This is a genomic window from Chitinophaga sp. CC14 (assembly GCF_048957795.1).
Taxonomy (GTDB): domain Bacteria; phylum Bacteroidota; class Bacteroidia; order Chitinophagales; family Chitinophagaceae; genus Chitinophaga; species Chitinophaga ginsengisegetis.
The window spans coordinates 461,158-485,373 of record NZ_JARBFY010000006.1; the positions used below are offsets into that span (position 1 = coordinate 461,158).

The following is a 24,216-nucleotide window of genomic DNA, read 5'->3' on the forward strand; positions in this document are numbered from 1 at the left end:
ATGTAGTTAATTGATGATAGGGCCCTGCGGCTCTTCAGGCGATTCCGGCCGTGTATTGTTACATGGCGGTATCAGGGGTTCCGGAATATTACAGTCTGTTTCCCGCTCAGGTATGCGTGTTACCACATCCGGGCAAACCACGGCATTCTTCTGCGTGCTTACGGTGATGTTGCCACTTACGAGGATAGAACGCGGTGTATGCGGCTCCATGTGCTGCGATGGCGCTGTTTCCAGCTCATGCTGCATGGTGAGGCACTCTACGTAGTCCACATAATCCAGTTGCTCCACAAACCTCACAACGTCCGCCTGGTGCACGATTTGTCCGAACGACAGTTTATCCAGTTTTCCTATCGCCCAGGGGGCGAAAAATTCCTGCAGGTCTGTTTTCAGTTTTTCGGTATAATATTTTTCATCTTTCCCTTTATACAATTGAATGGAGATGTCAACCATCACTCTTTCATATCTTGGATTGGTGACCTTCAACCGCACAAAAGGAGATGAACGTTGTTTGAGGAAGGTGTGTATTTTTTCCAGCAGGCTTAACGGCGCTTTGGGTTCCATCAGGTTGCCGGCAGCAAGCTGGCGCAAATCGGGGATTACGGCTACTACTACATATCCGCCGGCAGCTACCAGGTCTTGCTGGTACACTTTGGCGCCAAGCCCCAGCGTATGGTTCACGCATTTCACTTTATACAGCTGCGGAAATTCTTCAAGTACCAGTCTTTCATAATCAAACGACTGGATAGCACGGCCTTTATGGCGCAGCTGTTCGCTGACGCGCACATAAAAATGTCCTGCCGCTTCCGGCAACCGTCCGTTGAAGCCATCATAAAGTTGTGTAACGGTTTTGATATGCGCATCTGCTTCTGCCAGTTTGGAGATGCTGCCGGCCTTTAATACTTCGCCCAGGCGCATCGGGTCATTTTCAGGCAGCACCGTGAAAGTAGCCAGTGCGGCCTGTGTATGCACGCCGATGGTTTCACACACGGCCGCTACGTTTTCGGGGATAGCGGCTTTCAGCCAGTACGTACCGGCGGGCATAACGGTGTTGACTATATTAATATCGCCGGGTACGGCTATTTTGATAATGCCGGAGCGGGTTAACCCGTCGGTATCATCATTAAGCACCTCGAATCCTTTGCGAAGCGGCTTCCAGACATTGCTGCACAGGTAAAACCATTCCACTTCCGCTTTTTCCGATTCAGAATCAGCCGTAGCTTCTGCCAGCTGAAATAAGAGATTCAGGTTGCCGTATGGCTGCAAACGATCAAGCCCTACAAACAAAGTACCTTCGTCGCAAAATACCGGTAACAGCGAGGGTTCAAGATCCAGTACTTCTTCCTTAAAAGTATTTTCAAAAGGATACAGGTGCAGCAACTGCACATCTTCCCGGATAGCGGTAGCGCTGTAGTCAATGGAAATCTGGCTGATCACCGGTGTCCAGGGTTCATTGGGGATGATGGCAGACAGTGTGTTGGTGTCTACCACGGATACCTGGATGTCTTCCAGCTTTTCTTTGATATCTTTTGCCAGTTCGGTGAGCCCTTCAAATCCCTGGAAGAAGCCGCCACGTAAGGGGAAGTCCGGTGGATTGGGGCCCCTGGAAATATAGCGGATGGTTAATGCTTCCGCAGGTGTGGGCGTCCAGGCCCAGGGAGGCGACATGCTATCAGATGGAATCCTGCCATCGAGACCACTCGGCCCCTGAATATATTTATTGAGATTTAAAGCATCTGCATAAGTATCCTGTACCAGTTGCTTCAGTTCTTTCAGGTTGAACACTACCGGGGAGCCTACTGAATTGTAGTAAGCAGCGGTATCGATCCTGTTTTTCGGATCTTTCGGATCATCCAGCAGGCGGTTAAAGGCGGTCATCTGGCGGGCCAGTACAAATGCATAATCTTTATGCATAAAGTCCTGCCGGGTGAGGGTTATCTTAGCGAAGTAATTACGGGTATCCGCATTGTACCGGGTTACCTTGTCGCTGGTAAGACTGAACTGATCCTTGAAATCTATTGCCGTTGGCTGATCAAAAGCGATGGAGTAATCGTATATCTTCTGCGGATCACAGGGTACATCCTCATTTTTGGTGAACAATTCTTCTGCCGATGCATTCTCTTTAAACCATTTTCCATCCTGCAAAACATATTTATTAATCTTGAAGTCGGTTTCTGCCAACCCGCCCTGGACGTAGCCTGCATAATACGCTTCAAAACTGGCTGGTTTATCTTTCCAGTTCATGTTCACATATACCTTGTCCCATTTCTTGCCGAAAATTTCTGTAGAGCCAATGTAGAAACTGGGGCCTTTAGCAGTGGTGGAAAATTCCTTTTTACCTTTCAGTATTTCAAAATCAATGAGCGCTGGCCGGGTACCAAAGGGATAAACAGGCGAGTTAACATCCTGCACCGTTTCATCATTTTGCACAATCACATTTTTCACACCACAAACATCTACTTTGATAGACACATTCTTTATGCGGAAGTCGCGCAGGAAGTGATACAGCGCAATAGCGGTTACTGTGTTCTTTGGCTGGCGTTCCAGTTTACACTGGCCGCAATCGCCCCCCACTTTTTCAACCAGGATATCATCCAGACTTAATTTCACCTGCTGGTCCACTTCCACACGCAGCACGGGCAAGGTGGTGTTATAGTTGCCACTGAGCGCTTTCTTATCATAAAAAGTAACCGCGGGTACTTCCGGTGGCAGCTCTACTTTCAGCGTTAATTTATACCCCCCGGGTTGTGTAATAATGGAGATGTCTGCCAGCTTTGGCGGAGCAATCCACTCTTCCGCACCGCTGAAAAACAGCTGCAACACGCTGCGGGGTTTAAACAATTCTTTTACTGCTACCGGCAATGCGTTGATGTTCGTTAACGGTGGGTCAGGCGTTACGCCGTTGTCCGTTAACACCGCATGTGTACCATCTGAAGCATATCTTACATCCGTAAGCGCATCCCGCAATACGGTGATGGTGGCGGCGTCCACGCCCATTTCTTCCGCCTTTGCAATCAGGTCGTCCGACAGGTAGGTGTATTTATTTTTGAGGATAATTTTCAGTGCATCGAAGTAATCGCTGTCCTGCAGCAACACATTATCGTCGCAGTTTTCAGAAAGGATGCACTCAATATCCACCGTGATTTTACGGGTGCCTTCCTGCAGGAGTAATACCGGCGAAGCCAGCATAAATCCGAGGCGGGCATAAGGATGCTGCACCGGTTGTACTTTGCCGGGTGCAATAAATTTACTGTAGCGGGAACCAGCGGTAAACCAGTTCTTCGGCATATTTTCCTGGAAGGGTTTGTCTACCCCATCCGCCATATTGGCTTTGGTGGCGATATACAATCCTTCGATAAAATTCCTTTTATAACAAAGCTGGCCTCCGTCCGTCAATGTTCTTTTGAATGCTGTTACCGGGTTTACATACAGGGTAAGTAAACTGGAGATGGCAGCATTGTCTACTACTATTTCATCATCAAGCCGGAAGAGCACATCTGTTTTCAGTTTATCCTTTCCATCGCGGAGGGCAGTTCCTTTCGGGAGCAGGTATTGCTGAAAGGGTTGCTGTACCTCAAACACCACGTGCGCCTTATCCGGCGTGAGCGGTTTGGGTACCAGTTTTAATACCTGTTGAAAGAAGAAATCAAGATGTTTTTGTGTGAATCCGTTCAGTTGTTGCTGTACATGTGTGAAGAGGTACAGGAATGCAAAGAGCAGACCCAGGTGTGGTGTATGATTCTTTTTATAGGCTTCATTCAGTGGTTGCAAACTTTCTCCGATGCTATCCGGCGCCAGTGCGGCGATAGCGGCAATAGCATCCATGAATGGCTGAAAGATGGACTGGTAAGCCTGCAACAGCAGCAATGCTTTTTCGCGGGAGGTGGCGGCGTAATGAAAACTTTCGTTCCATTCGAGATAAGCGAATAGCGGATCAATACCCCAGATGTCTTCATTTTTTATTTGAGAAAGATCGATGGGACGAACGCAGAACCATTTCACAGCGCCGTTGGTGAACTGGATGAACCGCGACAGCGGGGTACGGAGTTTTTGTTGTATAATGGCTTCTATACTACGTTCCATTGGCAGTCCTGTACCATGAAAATCCAGCTGCCACTGTGCAATAGGAACAATTACATCATCATATAAAAAATTGATCAGGAGTTGAAGCGTATCTTTTGTGGGGCGTTCATATACCTGGTTTACATATCCTTCAAAATTATCTTTCAGCTGGCTGGTATTTGTTTTAGCCAGTTGTGCCAGCAGAAAAGGGAGGCTGTTCCGGAAGAAAGGCTGCCAGTCGTTGATCAGGTAGGCATCTTTGTATTGGTAATAATTGATCTGCGGCGCCATTTGTACGAAGTAATGGAGCAGGTCCGCGAGCTTTCTCCCGTCTATCGGTGCGGAGGCAGCATCCAGGGCCGGTAGTAGCCGGTTACGCTGACTGATGCCTGGTTCATATTGAAAAGGATGTACGATCATGATTTAACTGATTAATTGATGACCCTGTGGCGGAGGCGCCGGTCAGGGTTTTTGCGCTGCTTCCAGCAAATAGAAATCATACACATAATTGTACCTTGAATTAGTACTGGCAATCGTATAGTCGATAGAGATAGTAAACCTTCCTTCTATCAGGTCGGGGCTATCCATCGCTACCACGCCTACTTCTTCCACTTTGATACGCGGTTCATAGAAGAGGATGGCATTTTCCACCAGGTCGCGCAGGAAGCCGATCATGGCGGCGTTGAGCGGTTCAAAAATATAGTCCTGCAGATCGCATCCGTAACGGGGTTGCATCACTCTTTCTCCCAAACTGGTCGACAGCAGGATGTCCAGGCTTTCTTTGATATCGGCTTCATTACTCACCAGTTCCACTGCTCCGCTTTGCAGATCAAATGTTGGCGGGAATTTCCAGCCGGTGCCGAGGAATGAACGGGGATCATTTTGTAACATGTCTGATATTTTTTAACCGCCAATAATTACTGTAGGGGCTCCCATCACAATTACGCCGCCGTGTGCCGTGAGGTCGCCCATTCTTGCGGCGGGCCGCCCTCCTATCATCACGGTGGCAGATCCTTTCACGATAGCATCCGGCGGACCTACGCAGGTGCAGATATCACCGGTTACGGCTGCCGGGATACCGGCAATCATCACCGTGGGTACGCCTGGGCCTACCACCGGACCGCCTACATGAGGTACCGGTCCTGAAAACAGGGGGCAGGTGTGAAAGTCGCTGATGCGTGCTGCAGGAGGCATGAGATTAACAATTTAAGTGACCGGCAATCGTTGTTCTTTTTGGGGTTTGCCGGCTAGTTTATTTTTACTAAAGAACCTGTTATTTCAGTGATACCCTGTGAAGATAATTTTGCGATCGCTCCTTTCAGCTCTACTGCGCCATCTGCTGCTGCCGAGATACTGGCGCCGCCTATCGACAAGGCCGCACCGGCCGACAGCACCAGGTTTACGCCTGCTTTCAACTCCACGTTCATAGGGCTTTCCAGCTTGATACCGGAAGTATCCATCGTTACCGTGTTGCTGTTCTGGTCTTTCAGTTTAATGCTGGTAGAAGCTTCATCGATCGTAATACTGTTTCCTGCGGGGGTATCTATGGTGATTGTTTTCGTATTGTCGTTGAAGTGAATACGCATGCCGCTTCTTGTTACAAATCCTTTTTCATCATTGGCGTCCTGCGCATTGATGGGGGCCGGCTTTGCGCTGCTGTTGAGCATTCCCAGCACAACGGCATCCCGGGGATCATCGTTGATAAAACCCACAATCACTTCATCATCAATTTCCGGGCGGAAAAAAGCGCCGCGGTTATTCCCTGCATCCAGGCTGGCTACCCTCACCCAGATGCCACGCGCCGCGTTATCTATCACCGGGATCTTTACCAGGATGCGGTGTTCGCCATCGGGATCATTTTGCAGCTGCACCACCTTGCCGATCTGTAAACCGTGAATAGCGGGCAGCAATCCTGCTGCGGGAATATCTGAAATATCCTTATAGGCTTCAGCGAGCCAGTCGGGTTCCAGTCCGAACTGGATATGTGTATCCCAGCTGCCATGTGCTACTTCATGCCGCACACCGGTTACAAAAGCGTTGCCGTTATACCGGTTGCCGATGCCCTGGAGGGTAACCATATCGCCGGGCGCTACGCCGGAGAAGCCGAGGAACTTTGCCCTGCCGCGGATCTTTGCCAGCCTGCTTTTGAGCATAGCGGCATTGGTGAGCTGCTGCAACTCTTCTGCTGCACGGCGGCCGCTGTGCGCCAGTTCATAGTGTTGCAAACCGATTACACCGGCTAATGTGCTGCCGGAAACATTGCCCTGCTCCGTATAATCAGCGGAAGAGGTTTCTGCTTCGTATAGCTGCTGACCGGTGTAATCCCAGGCGCTGGCATGTACGGAGCTCCATTGATAGCGGGCATCCATTTCTGCTTCCAGTTCCAGCAAGGAAGCGCCGTAGGTAAGCTGTAATACCGCCGATGCTGTGGTATCCGGTTTCTTTACCTTTACCTTTCCCTGGTCGGCGATCACCAGTTTGCCGTTGGCTTCTGCACGAAGCAGGAGGAAGTCCCAGTCGGTGCTATGGTGTTGTACCAGTTCTTTGTGCTGCACGGTTGTTGCTTCCACATCTGCACTTAAACCACTATAGCCCCTGATGAGCTGTTCAATCACTTCGCTGTCCTTTACTTTTTCATAGTACCTGCTATGCCTGCCGATGGCCATTTTCACAGTTTCATCGCGGCATTCCACCGTGAGCACCGGGTTGCCATCCTGGCGGAATTTGATGCCCTGGTGAACGATTACGCCTTTGAATAATACTTTGTTGGAGCCATCGCGTCCGATTTTGATGGTGAGTTTGGTACCGGGCAGGAGATCGCTGGTATTGCTGATAGCGAAATTCTGGTCGGCGGCAGCGCCGTCGCGTAACACGATCTTTGCCACCGGGATTTTATTCACCACCTGTGTAAGCGTGAGCGACAGCACCTCGTACACAGGATTCAACGGCTCGGTACCGTTCAACAGGATGTTGTAACTCGCTACATCATGTGCAGAAGTATTGGGTATTCCTGTTTCGTTCATGATACTTCGCTTTTATCGAATGGAGGGAAATAGATCTCTTTACCAACCGGTACTCTTTTGAAAGAGGTAAGGTTATTTTGCCGGGCTACCTGTAACATGTATTTAGGTTCCTGGTAGATCTTGAAACTGAAAAGATCCAGCCGGTCGCCCTGTTTAAAAACGCGGTGGTGTGTAAGGTCAGGCGATGCTTTGCTTTGCTCCCTTTCATTGGCTTCCCTTGCGCGGTAGTTGAGAAAGGTAGCGCTGACCTTTACCCGGAGCGGGCTTCCGTCTGCATTAAACAACACATAGTTCAGGTCCAGGTTGGACATTACGCAGGGGAATGCGATCTGCTTGCCCCAGAACACTTTCAGAAAACGTGGCCGATGTGTTTCCCCATCCATGTAGTACACGGTATCCAGCAGCAGCTTTACCTGCGCCTGTACATCCATACCGGGATAACCGTATCCTTCTATGGTGTTGGTACCGTCCAGTACAAAGTCGAGCTTCAGCTCTTCCGGGATGGTAGAAATAAAACGTGCTTCTGTTTTCTGGCTGCCTGGCTCACGGCGGATGTCATAGTCTACTTTCAGCGACCGGGTATAAGTTTCCGCATTTACCGGGATGGTAAATTTGTGGTTCTTATCCAGTTGCTGCTGCAACCTGTCAGAATACGTGAGGATGTAGATCTTTTCCACTTTTGCGTCTGTCATCGTTCATTTTTTTCTTTCAGTGCCTGTAATACTTTTTCCACGCACAACGCGATCATGGCTTCTGTTGCATGGCTGCCATCGGCGGCGGCTGTTGTGCTGCTGCCTGCCGATCCGCCGGAGGCGTTATCCGGCGCCACTTCGGCTTTGATGATCAGTTCACGGATTTCTATGGGCATGACTCAGCTGTTTTTAAATTCAAACCGGTTATAGTTCAGTTCCAGTGTTTCTATCAGCACTTCGCTGCGTTCTGCGTGTAACTCCGCCAGCTTCCAGCTGCGGGGCCATACCCAGGCGAGGTTCCAGTACATGAGGATGTTATGGTCCTCATCCAGCAGCGCCACCTTTACCAGCTGCAAAGGCTTGATCTGCTGGTCTTCCAGCGCCCTTCGGCACCAGGATGACAAAGAAGAATCAGCCGGCCGGAGCAATCCCCTTTTCAGTACCAGCGGCGAGTAAGTACGCCGCACGGGAATGTTGTGCTCAAACCTGTTCTCCCCGCCTTCCTTCACCTGTTCAACACCGATGCTGGCTTCCAGACCGGTAACGCTCTGAAAGCGGATATCGAGATCCGATCCGGAATCTTTGCCACCGCTGTTTTTGGGTAATCCAAAAAAAGTGACAGAGAAATGGAAGCCTACCGTTTGCCAGAAGTTATCGGGCTTTATCACTGCTTGTGCCATGTTAATCTACGTTCATGATCTCCAGCCCTTCGTGCACCAGTTCCATTGTTTCAATGGCTACTTCATTGGCGTCGGCTTTCAGATCAGTGGAGGTTATTTTGGAAGGCCATGCGTTCAGTACTTTCCAGGTGATCACCGGCTCATGACTTTCATTGAGCAGCTTGATGGTTACATCGCGGCGGTATTTGCTACCGGCTTTGTTGCCTTCCTGGAAGTAGTATGTTTCGCGCCAGGCTTTGTAGAAGTCGTAGTCGCCTTCAAATATGCCACGTTTCAACGTGATGTTGGCGTATTTGGTCAGCCCCGGCTGTTTGCTTTTATTATATTTCTTGCTGTTACCTTCCCGGTATTCGATCACTTCTGTTTCAAAGTCGAGGCCGGAAACTTCTGTGAATCCCAGGCGTACGTCTTTCCCCCATTCTACCAGGAAATGAAATTTGGGTAACGGGTATGTTCCTTTTGCGGGCATATCTTTAAATTTAAAAAGATGATAAAAATTTGAACAATGCTTAATAGTCAGGCGCCGTTATTTACAAGCTTTGGCGTCCTGGGCCTGTTTGATAGCTTTGGTAAGACTATCCGTACATGCCTGCAGGCGGTTTGCTTCCTGGCTTACTTTATCGTATTCCGGTTTAATGGCCGCCAGCCGGGTATCCGCATTGGTGAGGTGCTTTTCAGTAAGCGTATAGTAATGATCATTTTTGAGCGGGAATACAGGGCATACCAGTTTATCGGTGCAGCATATTTCCATGTCATCTTCCCCGGATTTGATACCGCCATTACCATTATTGCCGTTGCCGGTTGGATTAAAGATGCAACCGATACCGGCAATCGCTGACTTAATGCCGTAGTCCTTCTCGCAGATGGTTTCATCCAGGATGGTAGCAGCTTTCAGGGCAATTACGATATTATTGAAGATATCATTGCCGATAGTGATCACGTCCTGGAGTTTTTTGCCATAATCCACCCAGGCATCTGTGATACCGCCCTTCTTCAGCACCTGGTCGTTTGAGCAGTCGATGGCTTTGGAAATATTATTGTAGCAGGCCGCTACTTCATCCACTTTTGTATATAACTCTTTGGTCATGCAGAAGAGGATTTCAATAGCTGTTACAGAGAAGCCGGTGCTTTTACAGAGTTTTTCCAGGATGTCCAGCACTACTTTTACTTTGCTGGTGATGGCATCTGCTTTCTCGGCGCTTTTCTGTACGTTATCGAAGTAGAGCTTTACTTTATTGCGCCAGTCGAGTGCGCGGGCCAGCTCTTCTTTTTTCTTGGCTGCTTCGGCTGCTTTCTGCTGATACAGGCTGCCTTTTGCTTTCAGTTCTTTTTTCCAGTCGTCCACACAGCCGCACTCCGTCTCATTGCTGCCTGGAATAGTGGCGCAGCAGGAGTCTTCACTTTCTATAAAGGGTTCATACACTTTATCGCAATTCATGGTGAATATTTTTTTGTGATCAGGAATATTTATTTTCTGCCGGATGGGAATCAGTCATCACAGTGTCCGCCATTGCCGTTGCTGTTGCAATAATTACCCTGTGCCTGTTCGCAGATGGATTTGATAGTGGGTAAATCGCCGCAGGGCAGTGTGCAAAGGAATTCGCGGATATCGTCGATTCCCTGTGTCTGGGTTCTGGCAGACCAGAGTGTTTCGCGGATCGTTACCTTCTGGATCTTGGCATCGCCCAGTTCGCCGTAGGTTTTCTTCTGATCGTCCTCTCCGGTTTTGATATTCTGCAATACATCATCCCGGAAAATTTTAATAGCGTCTGCGAGATCTTTATGCAGGGCGATCACATTTTCCAGGCTGGTAAACGACTGTATGCCGGAAACGTCGCCGATGGCGCAGTGCAGCTTGTTGATGCTAACGGTTTCACCGTCGCCGCAACCGCCTTCGGAGGCGTACATTTCCTGTGAGCCATCTACGATGTTATCAAAGCAGGTTTTGAAATCTTTGCTGCCGGCTTTCAGTTTACCCAGTGCGGCGCGTTGTGCTTTGTTGCAGTTGTCTTCTGCTTTGTTGTTCAGCTTATGGGCTGCTTCACTAAGCAGGGCAAACTTCTGTTTGGCGTCCTGGATGTTTTTGGCAACAATGGCGAGAGCGGCTGCCACGGCTTTGTTCACGTCGTTTGCTTTGCTCAGTTTATCTTTTATCAGGTCCGCATCTTTTTGTGCAGGCAAGGTAGCACACAGGTCGATGGAGCGGTAAAAGCGCCAGGTTTCTTCTGCTTTGATAAAGAAACACTGTTTGTATTTGTACACCGGTTTGTAGCCTTTGTACTCGCCTTCGCGCATACGCAATACATTCAGCGAATCTGAGAAGGCGCTGCAGATTCCGCGTTTGTTGTTATCGATGTATTGCTGCGTTTTATTGGTGGAGTCACCGCAGCCATTGCTGGCCGATGATTGGGTGGGGTTCATTGCGTTCATACAGTATTCAGTTTATTTGGTCTGAATGTAAAAGGATTAAGATTCCTGCAGCATTTTGTGGCTGAAGCGCAGGATGATGAATTCTGCAGGGCGTACCACTGCCATTCCTATCTCCACAATCATACGTCCTTCCCATACATCCAGCTCCGTCATGGTTTCGCCAAGTCCAACCTTTACAAAATAGGCTTCCCTGGTGGTAGTGCCCATTAATGCGCCGGCCTTCCATTGCTGTGTGAGGTAGTTTTCTATCATAGATTTCACGCGTACCCAGGTATTCAGGTCGTTTGGTTCAAACACAAACTGCTGGGTGGCATTCTTCACAGATTCTTCTACCATGTTGAAGAAGCGGCGAACGGAGATGTAACGCCACTCGTTGTCGTTACCTGCCAGTGTGCGGGCGCCCCAGATGATAGCCGGACCACGGCCGGGGAAGAACCGGATCACATTAACGGATTTACCATCGCGTACATCCACGTTGAGGTCGTCCTGTTCACGTTTGGTGACAATCACTTCAGGGCTTACGGCGTAATCAATGCCGATGTTGGCAGGTGCCTTCCATACACCGCGGCTGTTATCTGTTTCAGCATATTTGCCCACTACTGCAGCAGAAGAAGGCAACAGCATTCTTATCTGTGTAATAGCATTTAATGCCTGGTAGTAAAACGCGTTGTTAATACCCTTCAATGCCGCAAGCGTACCGTTAAGAGAGCCATCGCCGCCGGTTTGTACCACCTGTACGGTTGCTTCGTCGTAGGCATAAGCCAGCTGGGTGTTTACCCGTGGAAAATAAACGGCGCCGTACTTTTTGGTTTCTATCTCACCAAAACCGGCATCCCTGAACAGGGTAACGTTATGATCGATGATGCTTTCAGCGGGACCAATAGCGGGGTCCATCCATATATCAAAAACGGTAAAACGGTCTTTCAGCAGGCTGCACTGATCCAGTGCTGACTTATGCAGCGTGTAATAAGAAGCTGCATCCGTGAGGTTGATGGCATCGGGGAAAAGGAGAAGCGTTACCTCATCAATCTTTTCCACGGCATTCAGTCCGTCGGTGAGCGTAGTAAGTGAAATCACGCCACCGGTGCTGTAATCTCCTGTAGAAACGATGTAGCATGGACCACCGCCGTTGTTGAAAAACATCTGCAGCTGGTATGCCATCAGGTATTTGGATGCTTTTAACGGATCTATCACTGCTTTGATCACTGCCTGTGGCTGGGAGCTGTCGATGTTCACCGTAATGCTTTCTTCTTCCTGCTGCGGGCCGCCGAAGATGCGGTTGTAGTCGAGCATAGAAGTGATACGGGTGGGAATCATCACCAGATCGCCTGGCACTTTGTTCTGAGCAGATTCCGTATAGCCGATGAAAGCCGGAATAGCTGTTTCAACAGAGGCTATGGAGGGGGGAAATTTTACGATCTCCTCGATGTAGACGCCGGGAGTTTTATATTCTGCCATATGTTTGGGGTTTTAACTGTTTTTAATTGTTGTTTGAATAGATCATACGCTGAACTTAAGGCCCTTGCGGAAATATTTTTGAGAGCAGCACTACCACATCCGCGTACAGCCGCTGATCGGCATCACTGGTAATGGAAAGTCCACGTGGATTTGGTAACAGTTGTTCGTAGTTAGTGATATTGTTTTCTGTAACGGGGAACAACCGGTTATTAAAGGAAAACGGCCAGGGCTCTTTGGTGGTGCGAGCCCCATTGCCGTCTGCTACGGAGAGCAGTGTGTTGGCGTGGTTACTGAACACCAGCGTTTGCCCGTGTTGGGGTGAATAGCGCCAGTAGGAATTCCTGCTTCTGAAGCGCAATTCATAAATCGTGTGCAGGATTTTTGTACCGTTCTGTTGCAGTTTTGTTTTGAGGGTACCATCGGCATCCAGCATGGCAAAATCGCCACCGGCTGTATTTACGCGGAGGTCCACTACTCCGATGTTGCCTGCCCTGTACATTTCACTACGACTTACATACACCAGGTGTTGCGCCGTGAAGTTATTGTCGCCGGTTACTTTGAGGTTATACCAGCCGTCACCGGGCAGGGTTTTATCCGGCAGCGGCCCGGAGAAATCCAGTTTTACCTGTGATAAAATACTGGTGGACGTAAAAGATTGTTGTAAAGACGCATTGCCTGAAATGCTTTCCAGCACAGCAGCTCCGGCGGTCACCGATGCGGTGGGCGGAAAAAAATACTGGAAAGAGAAAGGCAGTAACAACCGGTCGCCTTCATGAACAAATCCGTTGCCTTTGATCTTGCGCCACTGCGAAGGATCGTTGGCGGGTGTACCGGGTTTGTTGAGGTACTCCGATACATCGGCGCCTACTTTAGCCAGTTCTCCCTGTTCGTATTGCCGGGTGTTATCATTTACGGGCACCGGAACGGAAAGCGATGGAAATGTTTTTGTGTTATCGGTGTTGTCGTTGGAGAAATAGTACTGCGCCGGTAGTGCGCGGCGCATCCGCATGCTGGTAAAGGCCAGTGCGCCTGCATTCCGCGGTACAATTGCAAACCGGAAGGCCGTATCCGGGGGGATCTGCACAAAGGGTGTGTATGCGAGTGTGGTACCCTGCATTACCTTCTTTACTTCTATGGCTCCTTTGAAACCTGTAGCAGTGGGCAGTAACCGGAGGTGATAGTTTTTCATCAGCACAGCGGTGGCTGGCAGCGGCTGAATGTCCCAGTCGCGGAGTAGCCGGTACTGGTCCTGCCGCAGCTTTTCCATCAGGAAATCTGCACGTTGCTGATCGGTGGTCTGCTCAAAAAAGGAAATCCCTTTACTGTTTTGCAGATAGTATTCGTGCAGCAACTGCACTTCAAACAATATCTTGTAAATAACAGACATAAAAACTTTAAGAAGTAGGGTGTTGTGTGTCTTCGATTTCCTCTATCAGCGGTACTACTCTGAGTACAGCGTTTTCCGTGATAGCAACGAGTCGTACCTTATACATCACAAAAGGGACCTGGCGTCCGCCGAGTGATGCCCACAGGTGGTTAATCTGTTCAAATGTAAGTGTGTACAATTCCAGGGTGAGGTCCAGCGAGCCATCGGCATTCTTAAAGGTTTTCTGTGCCTGGAAAAAACTGATCACAGCCGACAGCCGGTGCAGGGCTTCTTCATAGTAATCGTGTGTGGCATCTCCAAAAAGCACGGCAGTGAATAGTACGTACAGGTTGAGGTATACCGGCGGATGCTGGTACCGGGCGCGGTTATCCGGCCAGGTGGTATATGCCTTGCTGTTTTTAAGCGTACTCTCCTCTTCCACATTTACAAGGGAGATAATAACGTTACCATTGAAGTTATTGGCATGCGTTGTTTCCAGCAAACCAATGTTTTCAACGATCACACTATTGGCAGGGAATCCTCTGAGTGCAAAGAATGCCTGCAAATGATCACGTATCAATGTAAGCGCATTACTTATCACGAATGACGAAGGGGTTTGGGGTTCAGTAAATTTGGGGTTTCAATTACCTGTCTCTTCTATGTCTTTCAAAACGTTCTTGTTAACTAAGTTAAAGAACATTTTTTAATTCGGAAATAAATATTTTTTTAAGATGTAATTTTCGCGCAACTGTATTTTGCGGCAACACATCACAGAACACAATACCAGTAAGCATCTTCATTACATCTCCTGAAATTATTCTCTTTTAAAAATCATCCTGCGGAAAATACGCACCCGGATTGCTGGTAAACTACATTTACTATTACTTATAAATAAGCCACCATTAAGCATTACAGGCAAACAATCCCTGCACTTTTATTTCAGTTAAGTTATGATTCCTATCTACCATATCCTACGTATAAGTACGTAATTTTTACATAACATAAATTATTGCCTTAAAAATTTCCGGTATTTATATGCGGACGATTGAAAACCGGTTATCGTTTTTTAGCCGCCTGCAGATACTCCTCTCCCAGGGGTGATAAGGTATAGCCTTCCGTTTGACTGATAGTGAGTCCGAGGTTCTTTAGTTTCCGGATATTCCCCTTCAGCCAGTCTTTTTCCTTTCCAAGCAATTCTGCCAGCGCTGCGGCTTTCAGATAGGGATGTTTGCGGATTGCTTCCAGTACGGCGGCGGTCCAACTGCCCTGTGTACTATACTGATCCAGGCGCGCCAGTTTCGCAGTAAGTGTGGTGATGGCATCTGTTGTCAGGGAAGTTTGTTCGCGTAGTTTGATCCGCGGATCTGCTGAGTGATAATGCACACGGATTTTATACAGGATGCCCTCAGGTATTTTGTTGAGCGTTGCACACAGCGCCGCCAGATTTTTATAACCGGCAGCCATCGCATCCGCTTCCGAAAGTTGATTGATACGGTATTCCGTGATATCGGTAACAGCCACCACACCAATACTGGTATTGATCAGGCTGCCTTTATTCACCGCAGGTTTCTTCCATTTGCGGAAAGCCAGCGATACTTTTCCCGAACTGATTCCTTCCAGGTGTTCCTGCTTAAACAGCATGCTGCGAATTTTAAATAAATTTACTTCAATCAAACCAAAACATTTAAAGGTGGAGGTGATTTCCTGGGCAACACTTATACTTATTCCTGTTTCATTTACCATTATTCCTGACTAAGGCGAGTAATAAGTCCCCGCGAAAATACTTATTGTAGATTCGAGTAAAATTTGAAGCGAATTATCCCATTTCAAATTTGATACACGAAGTGCTTTAAAAACCTTGATTAAAATGAACAGTGATATACTTTATACTCATATCTGCTCTTATGTCCAAATATCCAGAGATGAGTTTGAGCGCTTTTTTAATCTCCTTAAACCGGTTCATTTAAAAAAAGGTGAGTTCCATTATATAGCGGGTAAAGTTCCCAGGTATTGGTCGTTTATTTTAAAAGGTTGCTTGCGTGAATATTTCGTCGATACCCAGGGCAATGAGCAAATTTTCCAATTTTATGAGGAAAATACATGGGTTGGCCAGGTCGAAAGTATGATTACGCAAAAGCCGACGGACATGAACCTACAGGCACTTGAAGATTGCGAGTTATTGTGTATAACAGGCGATGATATGTGTAATGCTGCAAAGACGCCCTGGATTCAGCACTACACTATTCAGAACAGTTTTTCTCAAAATGCAGCTGTAATGGAAAATTTCAACCGCATTAAATCAGCATCTCCTGAAGTGTTATACCTGGAAATTCTTAATGAAAGATCCTCCCTATTGTTGCGTGTTCCACAACACTATATTGCAAACTTCCTTGGTATGCGGAAAGAAACGCTTAGCAGGGTTAGAAAAAGAGTTGCCCACCTATGATTTGTTGATTCAAGTCAACAGCATTCAATTACAGTTCCGGTAATTTTACAGCGGGAAACGATCATCTCAATGTTATCAATGTTCCTGCGCTTTGTAAGCAGGTCGTTATAATCCATGGTGATCTGATCATCTTTTTGAATAATAAATTACTAATAAAAATACTGAATCTATGAAGAGAATAGTCTATGACAAATACGGTAGTGTCGACGATTTACATGCTGTAGAAGTAAATAAGCCAATTCCTGATAAGGAGCAAATTTTGATTAAAGTAAAGGCAGTTTCTATTAATCCTCTTGACTGGAAGATTTTAATGGGTGAAGTAAAACTGGTGTCAGGTAAGAAATTCCCAAAATCTGTTGGCTGCGACTTCTCCGGCACAATAGAAAGTATAGGCCAGGACATCCAAAAATTTAAAGCAGGAGACGACGTATTTGGCGTAATAAATCCTTTTAAAGAGGGTGTTCTTGGAGAATACATCCTGGTGAATGAAAAAGAAATTGCCAGGAAGCCAGCGAATCTGTCATTTGAGCACGCTGCTGCAATACCAACGGCCGGTCAATCAGCTTTACAAATGCTCACTAAAAACGTTAACAGCATCAAAGGGAAGGAAATTTTGATAAATGGCGCATCTGCCGGAGTAGGTATGTTTGCTATACAGATTGCTAAAAGCCAGGGAGCGATTGTTACGGCTGTGTCAAGCGCAAAAGGACATCATCTGTTAAAAAAATGGGGTAGTGATTATGTGATTGATTACAACAAAGAAGAGGTGACGAATTTAAGAAAGCAGTTTGATGTTATCATTGAACTCTCTGCAAAATTACCTTTCAGGAAAGTTAAAAAGTTGATGAAGCCGGAATCAACTTATATTACCGTCATTCCTTCGCTATGGAATTTTGTGCACTCATTTTCAAATAATATTGTATCAGGAAAGAAGTATAAAATTCTATTAATGAAATCAGATACAGAAAGTTTGAATCGATTAGCAAGTGATGCATTAAAAGGTATCGATATCCACATTAGCAAGACCTACCCTATGTCAGATTATAAGGAAGCTTATAAAACTATCATCAAAGAGGGAGCTTTAGGTAAAGTCGTTTTTAATATCTTATCTTAAAAATATTTGTTTACTTGTTAAATTTCTTTTGACATGCCCGGGCCTCGGGAAACAAAGTCCTGGGGCATCTTGCGTCTACCAGTCAACTCAATGAATTCCGGTATTCATTGGGTGAATGCCCGACATGCTGTTTAAAGAAACGGGTAAAATGTGAGGGATACTTAAAGCCAAGCTTATAAGCAACCTCGCTTACCGATTTGCTTATATCAAGTATCTGTTCTTTCGCGGCATCAATCAGTTTTAGCTGTATGTACTCCAGCGCTGATTTTCCGGTTTCTTTCTTTACCAGATCTCCGAAATATTTGGAAGATAGATTAAGCTGTGCTGCACAATACGAAACGGAAGGCAATCCCAGGGTTTGCAGCTTTTCCGATTGGAAGTAATCGTTTAGTAATCCCTCAAATCCGGTCAATACATCTTTATGAATATGTTCTCTTGTGAGAAACTGCCGGTCATAGAACCGAACGCAATAATTCAGGAACATTTCGATGTTACTTACGATTAAAGTCCTGCTGTGCTTATCAATAGTGTGAGCTAATTCATATCGTATCTTGTTAAAACACTCCAACACAATTCCCCTCTCTGCATCCGACACATGAAGTGCTTCATTGGCACTGTAAGAGAAAAAACTGTATTCGTTAATGCATTTGCCCAGGTGGGTGCCACGGATTAAATCGGGATGAAAGACTAATGCCCATCCTGATGGCTGTATCATGTTTTCGCTTTCTTCAAATCCGAATACCTGTCCGGGTGCAATAAAAAGAAGTGTTCCCTCTTCGTAATCATAATGATTACGGCCATATTTTAACTCCCCGCATTTCTCATCCTTTAAAAAGATCATGTATACATCGGTAATATAACGTGCTTCTCTTACAGGCGTCGACAGCGATTGATCAAGAACGCTTACCAAAGGATGCAGGGTCTTTTGCCCCCGGTCGTTATTGACCTGAGCCACACTTTCAATTCTGAGAGGTTTACCCATGATTTCGTTTATTTGAAGTAAAATTAGATTAAGTAATTCAAAAATCCCTGCAGAAGTACGCCTGAACAGATATAATGGTAAGAGAAACAGGATTCTGTATAACAACCCGATGCAAAAATATAGTATTGGGTGAAGTGATAAGAATTGGTAAGGGACTTTCTAAAAAATACTTCGGAATAATGGCTAGAAAAACAGGAATCCGTATAACAGTCTTGACCGAAAGTATCAGGAACTTTACCCTTCAATACAGGTAAATCATTTACTGCATCTGTGAAAGACCTATTAAGTAAAATAAAATTCTTTTAGGAATATTAATATAAACAAACCAATGAAATTATCAAACAACAAAATTTTAATCACCGGTGGAGCTACCGGCATCGGTCTGGGATTGACTGAAAGATTTATTCAGGAAAATAACCAGGTTATTATTTGTGGAAGAAGGAAAGAAGCGCTGAAAGAAGTGTCTGACAAATTCCCGGCAGTAATCACAAAGGTTTGCGACTTATCGGAGGAATCCGGGCGTACGGAGCTTTATCACTGGATTACTGAACATCATAGTGACTTGAACGTATTGGTAAACAATGCAGGTATTCAAAACTGGATGGATATTTCAGATAAGAGTTTTTATGATAAAGCAAAAAGTGAAATTCAGATAAATGTTTTGGCTCCGTTACATTTGACTTCACTCTTCGTCGAACTCAAATCATTGGACACTGTCATAAATGTAACTTCCGGATTGGCATTTGTGCCGCTTACAAAAGTTCCCGTTTATTGCGCCACAAAATCTTTTTTCCACTCCTTTACCATTTCACTGAGGCATTTGCTGAAATCAAGAAATATAGAGATCATTGAATTGATCCCACCTGCCCTCAACACCGATCTGGGTGGTAAAGGGTTGCACAGCGAGCACCCTTCCGTAGATGATTTTATTAAGGCAATATTTCAACAACTGGAAGAAGGCAAAAATGAATTAACTTTTGGATATAGCGAGATGCTATCGAAAGCAACACCAACTGAAATACAGGGAATGTTCAAAAGAATGAACCCATAAGGTTAATTCAACCGGCATGCCCGATCTTGCCGGTCAGAAAACCTTTACCCAGCAGACTTATTATAATTCTGGCTGCTTTGCACTTCCGATGAGGTTAACATCTGTCAGTTCCAGTTTTTTTACCATGTTTTGCACGGTAGTCTTGTACTTTTTAAAGTGGGGGGTTACAATATGTTTTTGATAGGCTGCGCTGTCCGCGTAGATTTCCAGGATAGTTATTCTCCAGGGGGCTTTTTTGTCGGCGACGGCGTAATAGGTCAATACGCCAGGTTCCAACCGGACAGCGGTTTTCATCTGTTCTTTTAGCGCTGCGTTATAATCCTTGAGTTGTGCCGGATCAACTTCAATTTTGGCAAGACGGATCATCCGCTTATCTGTTTGTGCCTGAGCATATTGGACAGAAAGAAGTAACATCCCGCAACAACCAAGTATCCTTACCGATGCCTGAACTGTCTTTCTGTAAACATGATTGCTGATTTTCATAGGTGCAGTGTTAATTTTTATTGAGTGACTTTGAGCTTAGTCAGTACTGTACGGGCAGCATCTGCCTGCTGTTTCCCAATGTTGCTTTCCAGTAAGCCAAAAGCTTGTTCCAGTTGTCCTTCCGTAAGCCCTACATTCATACCCATGCCTAAATGTGCCTGTAACTGCGCTTCCAGTCCGGGTAGGCTCGCCAGTACCGCGATCGTTGCCAATTCCCGCTCCTGATAAGTTAGTACGCCCCGTCCGAAGATGTCGGCAAACAGGTGCTCTTTCAAAAAAGCATCAATACCGGGCGCAAAAGCATTGGCCCCGGTGAGCTGACCACTCACCGGCCTGCCTGTTAAGGTTTCCAGCATTTTCCTGCCCATCTCATATTTGTTTTCATTTGTACCGGTGACTGTAACCGGTGACTGTCCTTCCGTGGCCTGAATACCCTCGGATTTCCGTTCCTCCAGTACTGACATAAACATGGTAATGCCATTAAGGCTACGCGGAAAACCACAGTAGGCATATAACTGTACCAATTCTTCCCTGATCTGACTGATGGTCAATCCTGCATCAAGGCCTGCATTCAGGGCATTCTTCAATCGTGGCATATTACCGGTTGCAGTAAAGGCGGCAATCAATAAGATATGCTTGTGGTGTGGATTTAATTCGTGGTTTTGCTGTGCATTCATAGTAAGACCTGTAATTGTTATCAGAAGTATTCCAAAGTTTCAGCCGCTTTAGTTTAGCAATACAAAGCTCGGGAGGAAATATTAGCCTGTGGTTATACAGACTCCTGTAATACTTATCATTATTCCTGATTGTGATATTATACCGGTATTGATCAGGCTGCCTTTATTCACCGCAGGTTTCTTCCATTTACGGAAAAGCCAGCGATACTTTTCCCGAACTGATTCCATCCAGGTGTTCCTGCTTAAACAGCATACTGCGAATTTTAAATAAATTTACTTCAATCAAACCAAAACAGGTACATAGCCGTTACCAGCTATCCGTTTTTCACAAAAAAAAGACCGGCAGATGGAATAACTGCCGGCCGCATTTTTATTTATAATTATCTTCAGACAACTATACTCTCCATTCCTTTCTGCAGAGCAGTTTCGCGCAACTCCGGCGAACTCACCCCTTCCACACGGAAGGTGGTAACGTCGTGTACTCCAATAAATCCAAAGATCCATTTCAGATAAGGTTCTGCAAAGTCCATTGCCTTCATCGGTCCTTCAGAATAAACACCGCCGGATGCAATGGCCAGGTATACCTTTTTATTTTTTAATAGTCCTTCGGGACGACCACTGCCGTAACTGAATGTTTTACCGGCGCGCACCACGTGATCAATCCATGCTTTCAGCGCAGACGGGATGTGAAAATTATAGACAGGTACACCAATCACAATAATGTCCGCAGCTTCCAGCTCCGCGATGGCTTCATCAGAATGTTGTATAGCCGTTTTATAGGCTTCGCTTTCGTTTTCCGGAGGAGCAAAAAAAGCCGTGAGATGCGACTCTTCCAGGTGCGGATATTTTTTCTTTACCAGGTCCCGTTGGGTTACCGTGCTGCCGGGGTATTGTGCCTTTAATTTTTCGATGATGGCGCTGCTCAGTTGTGTGCTGTTGGAAGCAGCGCCCCTTGCGCTCGAAACTATTTCCAGTATCTTTTTCATGATTTTTTTTTACTGATGATGATACTGCAAAACTATCCATCTTTGTAATCGCTTTACCCGGAGTATGCTAAAGGTTACCAGTAACCTTTGGGTTAGCACAGCCGCCAACAGCAAGAATTTCCGGGGAAGATAAAGCTAACGGCGCCCGTATTTATCCCTAAATTTGTACCTGCATCTGCTTAAAAATCTACGCGATGGAAATAAACGAACGGTTTCCCTGGGCGGCTGCTATCATCGCACCCAAACCAACATCGGTACTGCTGGAAATTGGCTGTGGCGCCGGTTTGCTCACCGGACTGATAGCCGATAAATTAACAACTGGAAGTATCACCGGTATTGATCAATCGCACCCCATGATCAGGATGGCCACGCAGCGAAACCAGGCAGCTGTTTCATCCGGCAAGGCGGCATTTCAAACCGGCAGTTTTGCGAAGATGGAATTCCCGGATCATACCTTCGACAAAGTATTTGCATTTAACGTTAACTTCTTCTGGAAGCAACCGGCAAAAGAATTACAGCTGATCAGTCAATGTTTGAAACGCAAGGGTGAGCTGTTTGTTTTTTACCAGACGCCCGGCGGCATAGACAGGAAACTATGCGAATCAATAAAAACCAGGCTGGAAGAAAACGGCTTTCGTGTGAGTGATACACTGTTCGGGCAGTTCAGCGTTTCCGCTGCGTTTTGCATTATTGCAAAGCCGCCTGCCTCTTTACCACGGAATTAAAAAATACCTGCTTCCGGGTATTTTAATATAAACAGGCACCCGGTAATTTTGCAGGTGGAACCATCATCTTAATTATGAAACGTATACTTACTTTTAGCTTCCTGATTTCCGTTGTTTTGTTTTCCTGCAGTAAGGATGAAAAAGCAAAAGGCCCAAGCAATGAAGAAATCCTGACAAAGAAAATTGCGGACATCATTCCGCAGAAATATCTTGACACTTTAAAACTATTGGGACTGAATGTTCATGAGGGCGTGAATCCACCGAATGTAGAAGGCACCTACAAGATCGCACCGCATAAACTGGATAGCAGTAATGTTCCGGGCGACCGGCCAGGCTCGTATTTCAGTGATGCATTGGTAACTTTCTCCGAGCAGAGTACAACAGATTACAGCATTAAGCTCACCGGTAAAAATTTCCTGAGCTACGCCGATACCAGCATTGCCACCGCTATTTCCGGCTCCGGTAACAACTTTACGGTATATGGCAAAGTGAAAGCCGTAAATGGTACTTACTCTGCTGTATTCGCCCTGGTTTTTACCGGTACCAAAGAAGGAAACGACCTGAAAAACGTACGGGTAGCCATTATCAATATTGATAACAGTCGTGGCGGCAGTGGCATCTTTATCCAGGAAGGTACTGGCCGTATCGGCTTTGATGAAGACGGCACTTCACCGAAGGTAGCTGAAAAGTTGGCCCCTGAAAGCGGCGGACGCAGCGCACTTACGAATACATTAGGTCATTTCCTGCAACAATAAAATAAACACAACTGAAAAATGAAAGGTGGCTTTATAGCCACCTTTTTTTTGTGCCCCTACCCTTCGCATGAAAAAAAATATTTGCTAAACCGAATGGTTATATATACTTTTACTAAACCAAATGGTTTAGTATTTTAATTATACCGGAATGAAAGCAAGAAGAGATGTGTTCCAGGCGATCGCAGACCCGACAAGACGCGCTATTATTGGCTTACTGGCCCAGCAAACGCTTACCCTCAACACGGTAGCGGATAACTTCAACATGAGCCAGCCGGCCATATCAAAACATATGCGCATCCTCACGGAATGCGGACTGGTGATCATTGTAAAACAAGGAAGAGAAAGGCATTGCACCGCCAGTTTTAAAGCATTGGAAGAAGTGGAACAGTGGGCCGCACAATACCGCCGGTTCTGGACCAGCCGGCTTGATAAACTGGAGCAACTATTGGACGAACCCGAATCATAGCTGTTTATTCATCCTAAAATATTACACAATGGCAAGCAGTGAAACACCCTGGGTAGAAGCCCAGATGCTGATACGCAAACCGGTGATGAACTGCTGCGTGCAATCAACGACAACACCGGCGGATTCACCACGGTACTCGATGGCCTGAAAGCCTACCTGGAACATAATATTAACCTGAACCTCATCGCAGATAAATTTCCAAAAGGTGTAGCTACACACTAAAATAATTATCACCCTTCTAAATTAAAGGACATGGAAAAAACAGGACAGATCCTCTCTCCCGGCACCATTCGTTTTGAACGCAGTTTGCCCGGCCCTATTGAAAGAGTATGGGCCTATCTTACTGAATCCGAAAAGCGCGGCAAGTGGCTTGCCAGCGGGCAAATGGACTTATTTGAAGGCGGCAGTGTTCATCTGCATTTTCTTCACCAGGAGCTTAGTCCGCTTCCTGATACTATTCCTGAAAAATACCGCGACATGAAAGATGGTCATCATTTTACAGGCAAGATATTAAAGGTGGAACCACCACGCCTGCTGGCATTCACCTGGGAAGGCGGATCGGAAGTTACAATGGAGTTATCTGAGAAAGATGACCGCGTGTTATTAACGCTTACGCACCGCAAACTGGCCGACGACGTAAAAATCCGCAGCAGCGTGGGCGGTGGATGGCATACACACCTGGATATTTTAATCGCCAACCTCGAAGGCGTCACACCTCCCCCGTTCTGGAGTACACACACCAGGCTGGCCGCAATATATGCTGATATGGTGTAGATTTCCGTCATCGCCCGCGCTTCATATCGCTGATCTGAAGCAGCGTGGC

At 46.4% G+C, this 24,216-nt stretch carries 26 protein-coding genes; 7 read left to right on the plus strand and 19 right to left on the minus strand.

Annotated elements, in window-relative coordinates:
* Positions 1-6: 6 nt before the first annotated feature.
* The 14 genes from PV783_RS32320 to PV783_RS32385 form a co-directional block, all read right to left on the minus strand.
* Complete coding sequence (locus tag PV783_RS32320; RefSeq protein ID WP_420990893.1) at positions 7-4,479, minus strand: hypothetical protein; 4,473 nt, start codon at positions 4,477-4,479, stop codon at positions 7-9.
* Between the two features lie 42 nt (positions 4,480-4,521).
* A complete protein-coding gene (locus tag PV783_RS32325; protein WP_079472165.1) occupies positions 4,522-4,950 on the minus strand; it encodes a GPW/gp25 family protein in 429 nt (142 codons plus the stop codon).
* Between the two features lie 12 nt (positions 4,951-4,962).
* Positions 4,963-5,253 carry a PAAR domain-containing protein gene (locus PV783_RS32330; protein ID WP_079472166.1) on the minus strand — a complete coding sequence of 97 codons (291 nt, stop codon included), beginning with the start codon at positions 5,251-5,253 and terminating at the stop codon, positions 4,963-4,965.
* Between the two features lie 53 nt (positions 5,254-5,306).
* A complete protein-coding gene (gene vgrG, locus PV783_RS32335; RefSeq protein WP_420990894.1) occupies positions 5,307-7,082 on the minus strand; it encodes a type VI secretion system tip protein VgrG in 1,776 nt (591 codons plus the stop codon).
* On the minus strand, positions 7,079-7,774 hold the full coding sequence (locus tag PV783_RS32340) for a hypothetical protein (protein WP_079472168.1): 696 nt from the start codon (positions 7,772-7,774) through the stop codon (positions 7,079-7,081). The genes vgrG and PV783_RS32340 overlap by 4 nt, the downstream gene beginning before the upstream one ends.
* A complete protein-coding gene (locus PV783_RS32345; protein ID WP_079472169.1) occupies positions 7,771-7,950 on the minus strand; it encodes a DUF5908 family protein in 180 nt (59 codons plus the stop codon). Before PV783_RS32345 ends, PV783_RS32340 begins: the two co-directional genes overlap by 4 nt.
* Positions 7,951-7,953: 3 nt before the next feature.
* Positions 7,954-8,454: a phage tail protein gene (locus PV783_RS32350; protein WP_079472170.1), complete on the minus strand. Its 501-nt coding sequence runs from the start codon at positions 8,452-8,454 to the stop codon at positions 7,954-7,956.
* A 1-nt stretch (position 8,455) separates the two neighbouring features.
* Entirely contained in the window at positions 8,456-8,923 is a 468-nt protein-coding gene (locus PV783_RS32355; RefSeq protein ID WP_079472171.1) for a phage tail protein, read from the minus strand.
* Between the two features lie 57 nt (positions 8,924-8,980).
* A complete protein-coding gene (locus tag PV783_RS32360) occupies positions 8,981-9,892 on the minus strand; it encodes a hypothetical protein (protein ID WP_079472172.1) in 912 nt (303 codons plus the stop codon).
* Between the two features lie 50 nt (positions 9,893-9,942).
* Positions 9,943-10,884 carry a hypothetical protein gene (locus tag PV783_RS32365; RefSeq protein WP_079472173.1) on the minus strand — a complete coding sequence of 314 codons (942 nt, stop codon included), beginning with the start codon at positions 10,882-10,884 and terminating at the stop codon, positions 9,943-9,945.
* A gap of 36 nt (positions 10,885-10,920) precedes the next feature.
* Positions 10,921-12,342: a phage tail sheath family protein gene (locus tag PV783_RS32370; RefSeq protein ID WP_079472174.1), complete on the minus strand. Its 1,422-nt coding sequence runs from the start codon at positions 12,340-12,342 to the stop codon at positions 10,921-10,923.
* 55 nt (positions 12,343-12,397) lie between these two features.
* Positions 12,398-13,729: a hypothetical protein gene (locus PV783_RS32375; protein WP_420990895.1), complete on the minus strand. Its 1,332-nt coding sequence runs from the start codon at positions 13,727-13,729 to the stop codon at positions 12,398-12,400.
* 7 nt (positions 13,730-13,736) lie between these two features.
* Positions 13,737-14,309 carry a DUF4255 domain-containing protein gene (locus PV783_RS32380; RefSeq protein WP_079472176.1) on the minus strand — a complete coding sequence of 191 codons (573 nt, stop codon included), beginning with the start codon at positions 14,307-14,309 and terminating at the stop codon, positions 13,737-13,739.
* 455 nt (positions 14,310-14,764) lie between these two features.
* On the minus strand, positions 14,765-15,349 hold the full coding sequence (locus PV783_RS32385; RefSeq protein WP_420990896.1) for a hypothetical protein: 585 nt from the start codon (positions 15,347-15,349) through the stop codon (positions 14,765-14,767).
* Positions 15,350-15,575: 226 nt separating this feature from the next.
* Here PV783_RS32385 and PV783_RS32390 point away from each other — a divergent pair, with 226 nt between their 5' ends.
* Positions 15,576-16,154, plus strand: coding sequence for a Crp/Fnr family transcriptional regulator (locus PV783_RS32390; RefSeq protein ID WP_420990897.1), 579 nt, complete (start codon positions 15,576-15,578; stop codon positions 16,152-16,154).
* A gap of 169 nt (positions 16,155-16,323) precedes the next feature.
* Positions 16,324-17,268 (plus strand): NAD(P)-dependent alcohol dehydrogenase, encoded by a 945-nt coding sequence (locus PV783_RS32395; protein ID WP_420990898.1) that lies wholly within the window; start codon positions 16,324-16,326, stop codon positions 17,266-17,268.
* Positions 17,269-17,350: 82 nt separating this feature from the next.
* Here PV783_RS32395 and PV783_RS32400 read toward each other — a convergent pair whose 3' ends face one another.
* Positions 17,351-18,250, minus strand: a complete 900-nt coding sequence (locus tag PV783_RS32400; RefSeq protein ID WP_420990899.1) for a helix-turn-helix domain-containing protein — start codon at positions 18,248-18,250, stop codon at positions 17,351-17,353.
* 328 nt (positions 18,251-18,578) lie between these two features.
* Between PV783_RS32400 and PV783_RS32405 the strand changes: the two genes are divergently transcribed.
* Positions 18,579-19,301, plus strand: a complete 723-nt coding sequence (locus PV783_RS32405) for an SDR family oxidoreductase (protein ID WP_420990900.1) — start codon at positions 18,579-18,581, stop codon at positions 19,299-19,301.
* Between the two features lie 60 nt (positions 19,302-19,361).
* Here PV783_RS32405 and PV783_RS32410 read toward each other — a convergent pair whose 3' ends face one another.
* The 3 genes from PV783_RS32410 to PV783_RS32420 form a co-directional block, all read right to left on the minus strand.
* Positions 19,362-19,784: a putative quinol monooxygenase gene (locus PV783_RS32410; protein ID WP_420990901.1), complete on the minus strand. Its 423-nt coding sequence runs from the start codon at positions 19,782-19,784 to the stop codon at positions 19,362-19,364.
* A 17-nt stretch (positions 19,785-19,801) separates the two neighbouring features.
* Positions 19,802-20,491 carry a carboxymuconolactone decarboxylase family protein gene (locus PV783_RS32415; RefSeq protein ID WP_420991158.1) on the minus strand — a complete coding sequence of 230 codons (690 nt, stop codon included), beginning with the start codon at positions 20,489-20,491 and terminating at the stop codon, positions 19,802-19,804.
* A gap of 356 nt (positions 20,492-20,847) precedes the next feature.
* Complete coding sequence (locus tag PV783_RS32420; RefSeq protein WP_420990902.1) at positions 20,848-21,447, minus strand: FMN-dependent NADH-azoreductase; 600 nt, start codon at positions 21,445-21,447, stop codon at positions 20,848-20,850.
* A gap of 194 nt (positions 21,448-21,641) precedes the next feature.
* Here PV783_RS32420 and PV783_RS32425 point away from each other — a divergent pair, with 194 nt between their 5' ends.
* The 3 genes from PV783_RS32425 (at position 21,642) to PV783_RS32435 (ending at position 23,393) form a co-directional block, all read left to right on the plus strand.
* On the plus strand, positions 21,642-22,172 hold the full coding sequence (locus PV783_RS32425; RefSeq protein WP_420990903.1) for a class I SAM-dependent methyltransferase: 531 nt from the start codon (positions 21,642-21,644) through the stop codon (positions 22,170-22,172).
* A gap of 74 nt (positions 22,173-22,246) precedes the next feature.
* Positions 22,247-22,927, plus strand: coding sequence for a hypothetical protein (locus PV783_RS32430; RefSeq protein WP_420990904.1), 681 nt, complete (start codon positions 22,247-22,249; stop codon positions 22,925-22,927).
* 148 nt (positions 22,928-23,075) lie between these two features.
* Positions 23,076-23,393, plus strand: a complete 318-nt coding sequence (locus tag PV783_RS32435) for an ArsR/SmtB family transcription factor (RefSeq protein WP_079472186.1) — start codon at positions 23,076-23,078, stop codon at positions 23,391-23,393.
* Between the two features lie 21 nt (positions 23,394-23,414).
* Here PV783_RS32435 and PV783_RS32440 read toward each other — a convergent pair whose 3' ends face one another.
* Entirely contained in the window at positions 23,415-23,558 is a 144-nt protein-coding gene (locus tag PV783_RS32440; RefSeq protein WP_420990905.1) for a hypothetical protein, read from the minus strand.
* A gap of 87 nt (positions 23,559-23,645) precedes the next feature.
* Here PV783_RS32440 and PV783_RS32445 point away from each other — a divergent pair, with 87 nt between their 5' ends.
* Positions 23,646-24,167: an SRPBCC family protein gene (locus tag PV783_RS32445; RefSeq protein ID WP_420990906.1), complete on the plus strand. Its 522-nt coding sequence runs from the start codon at positions 23,646-23,648 to the stop codon at positions 24,165-24,167.
* Positions 24,168-24,216: the final 49 nt, after the last annotated feature.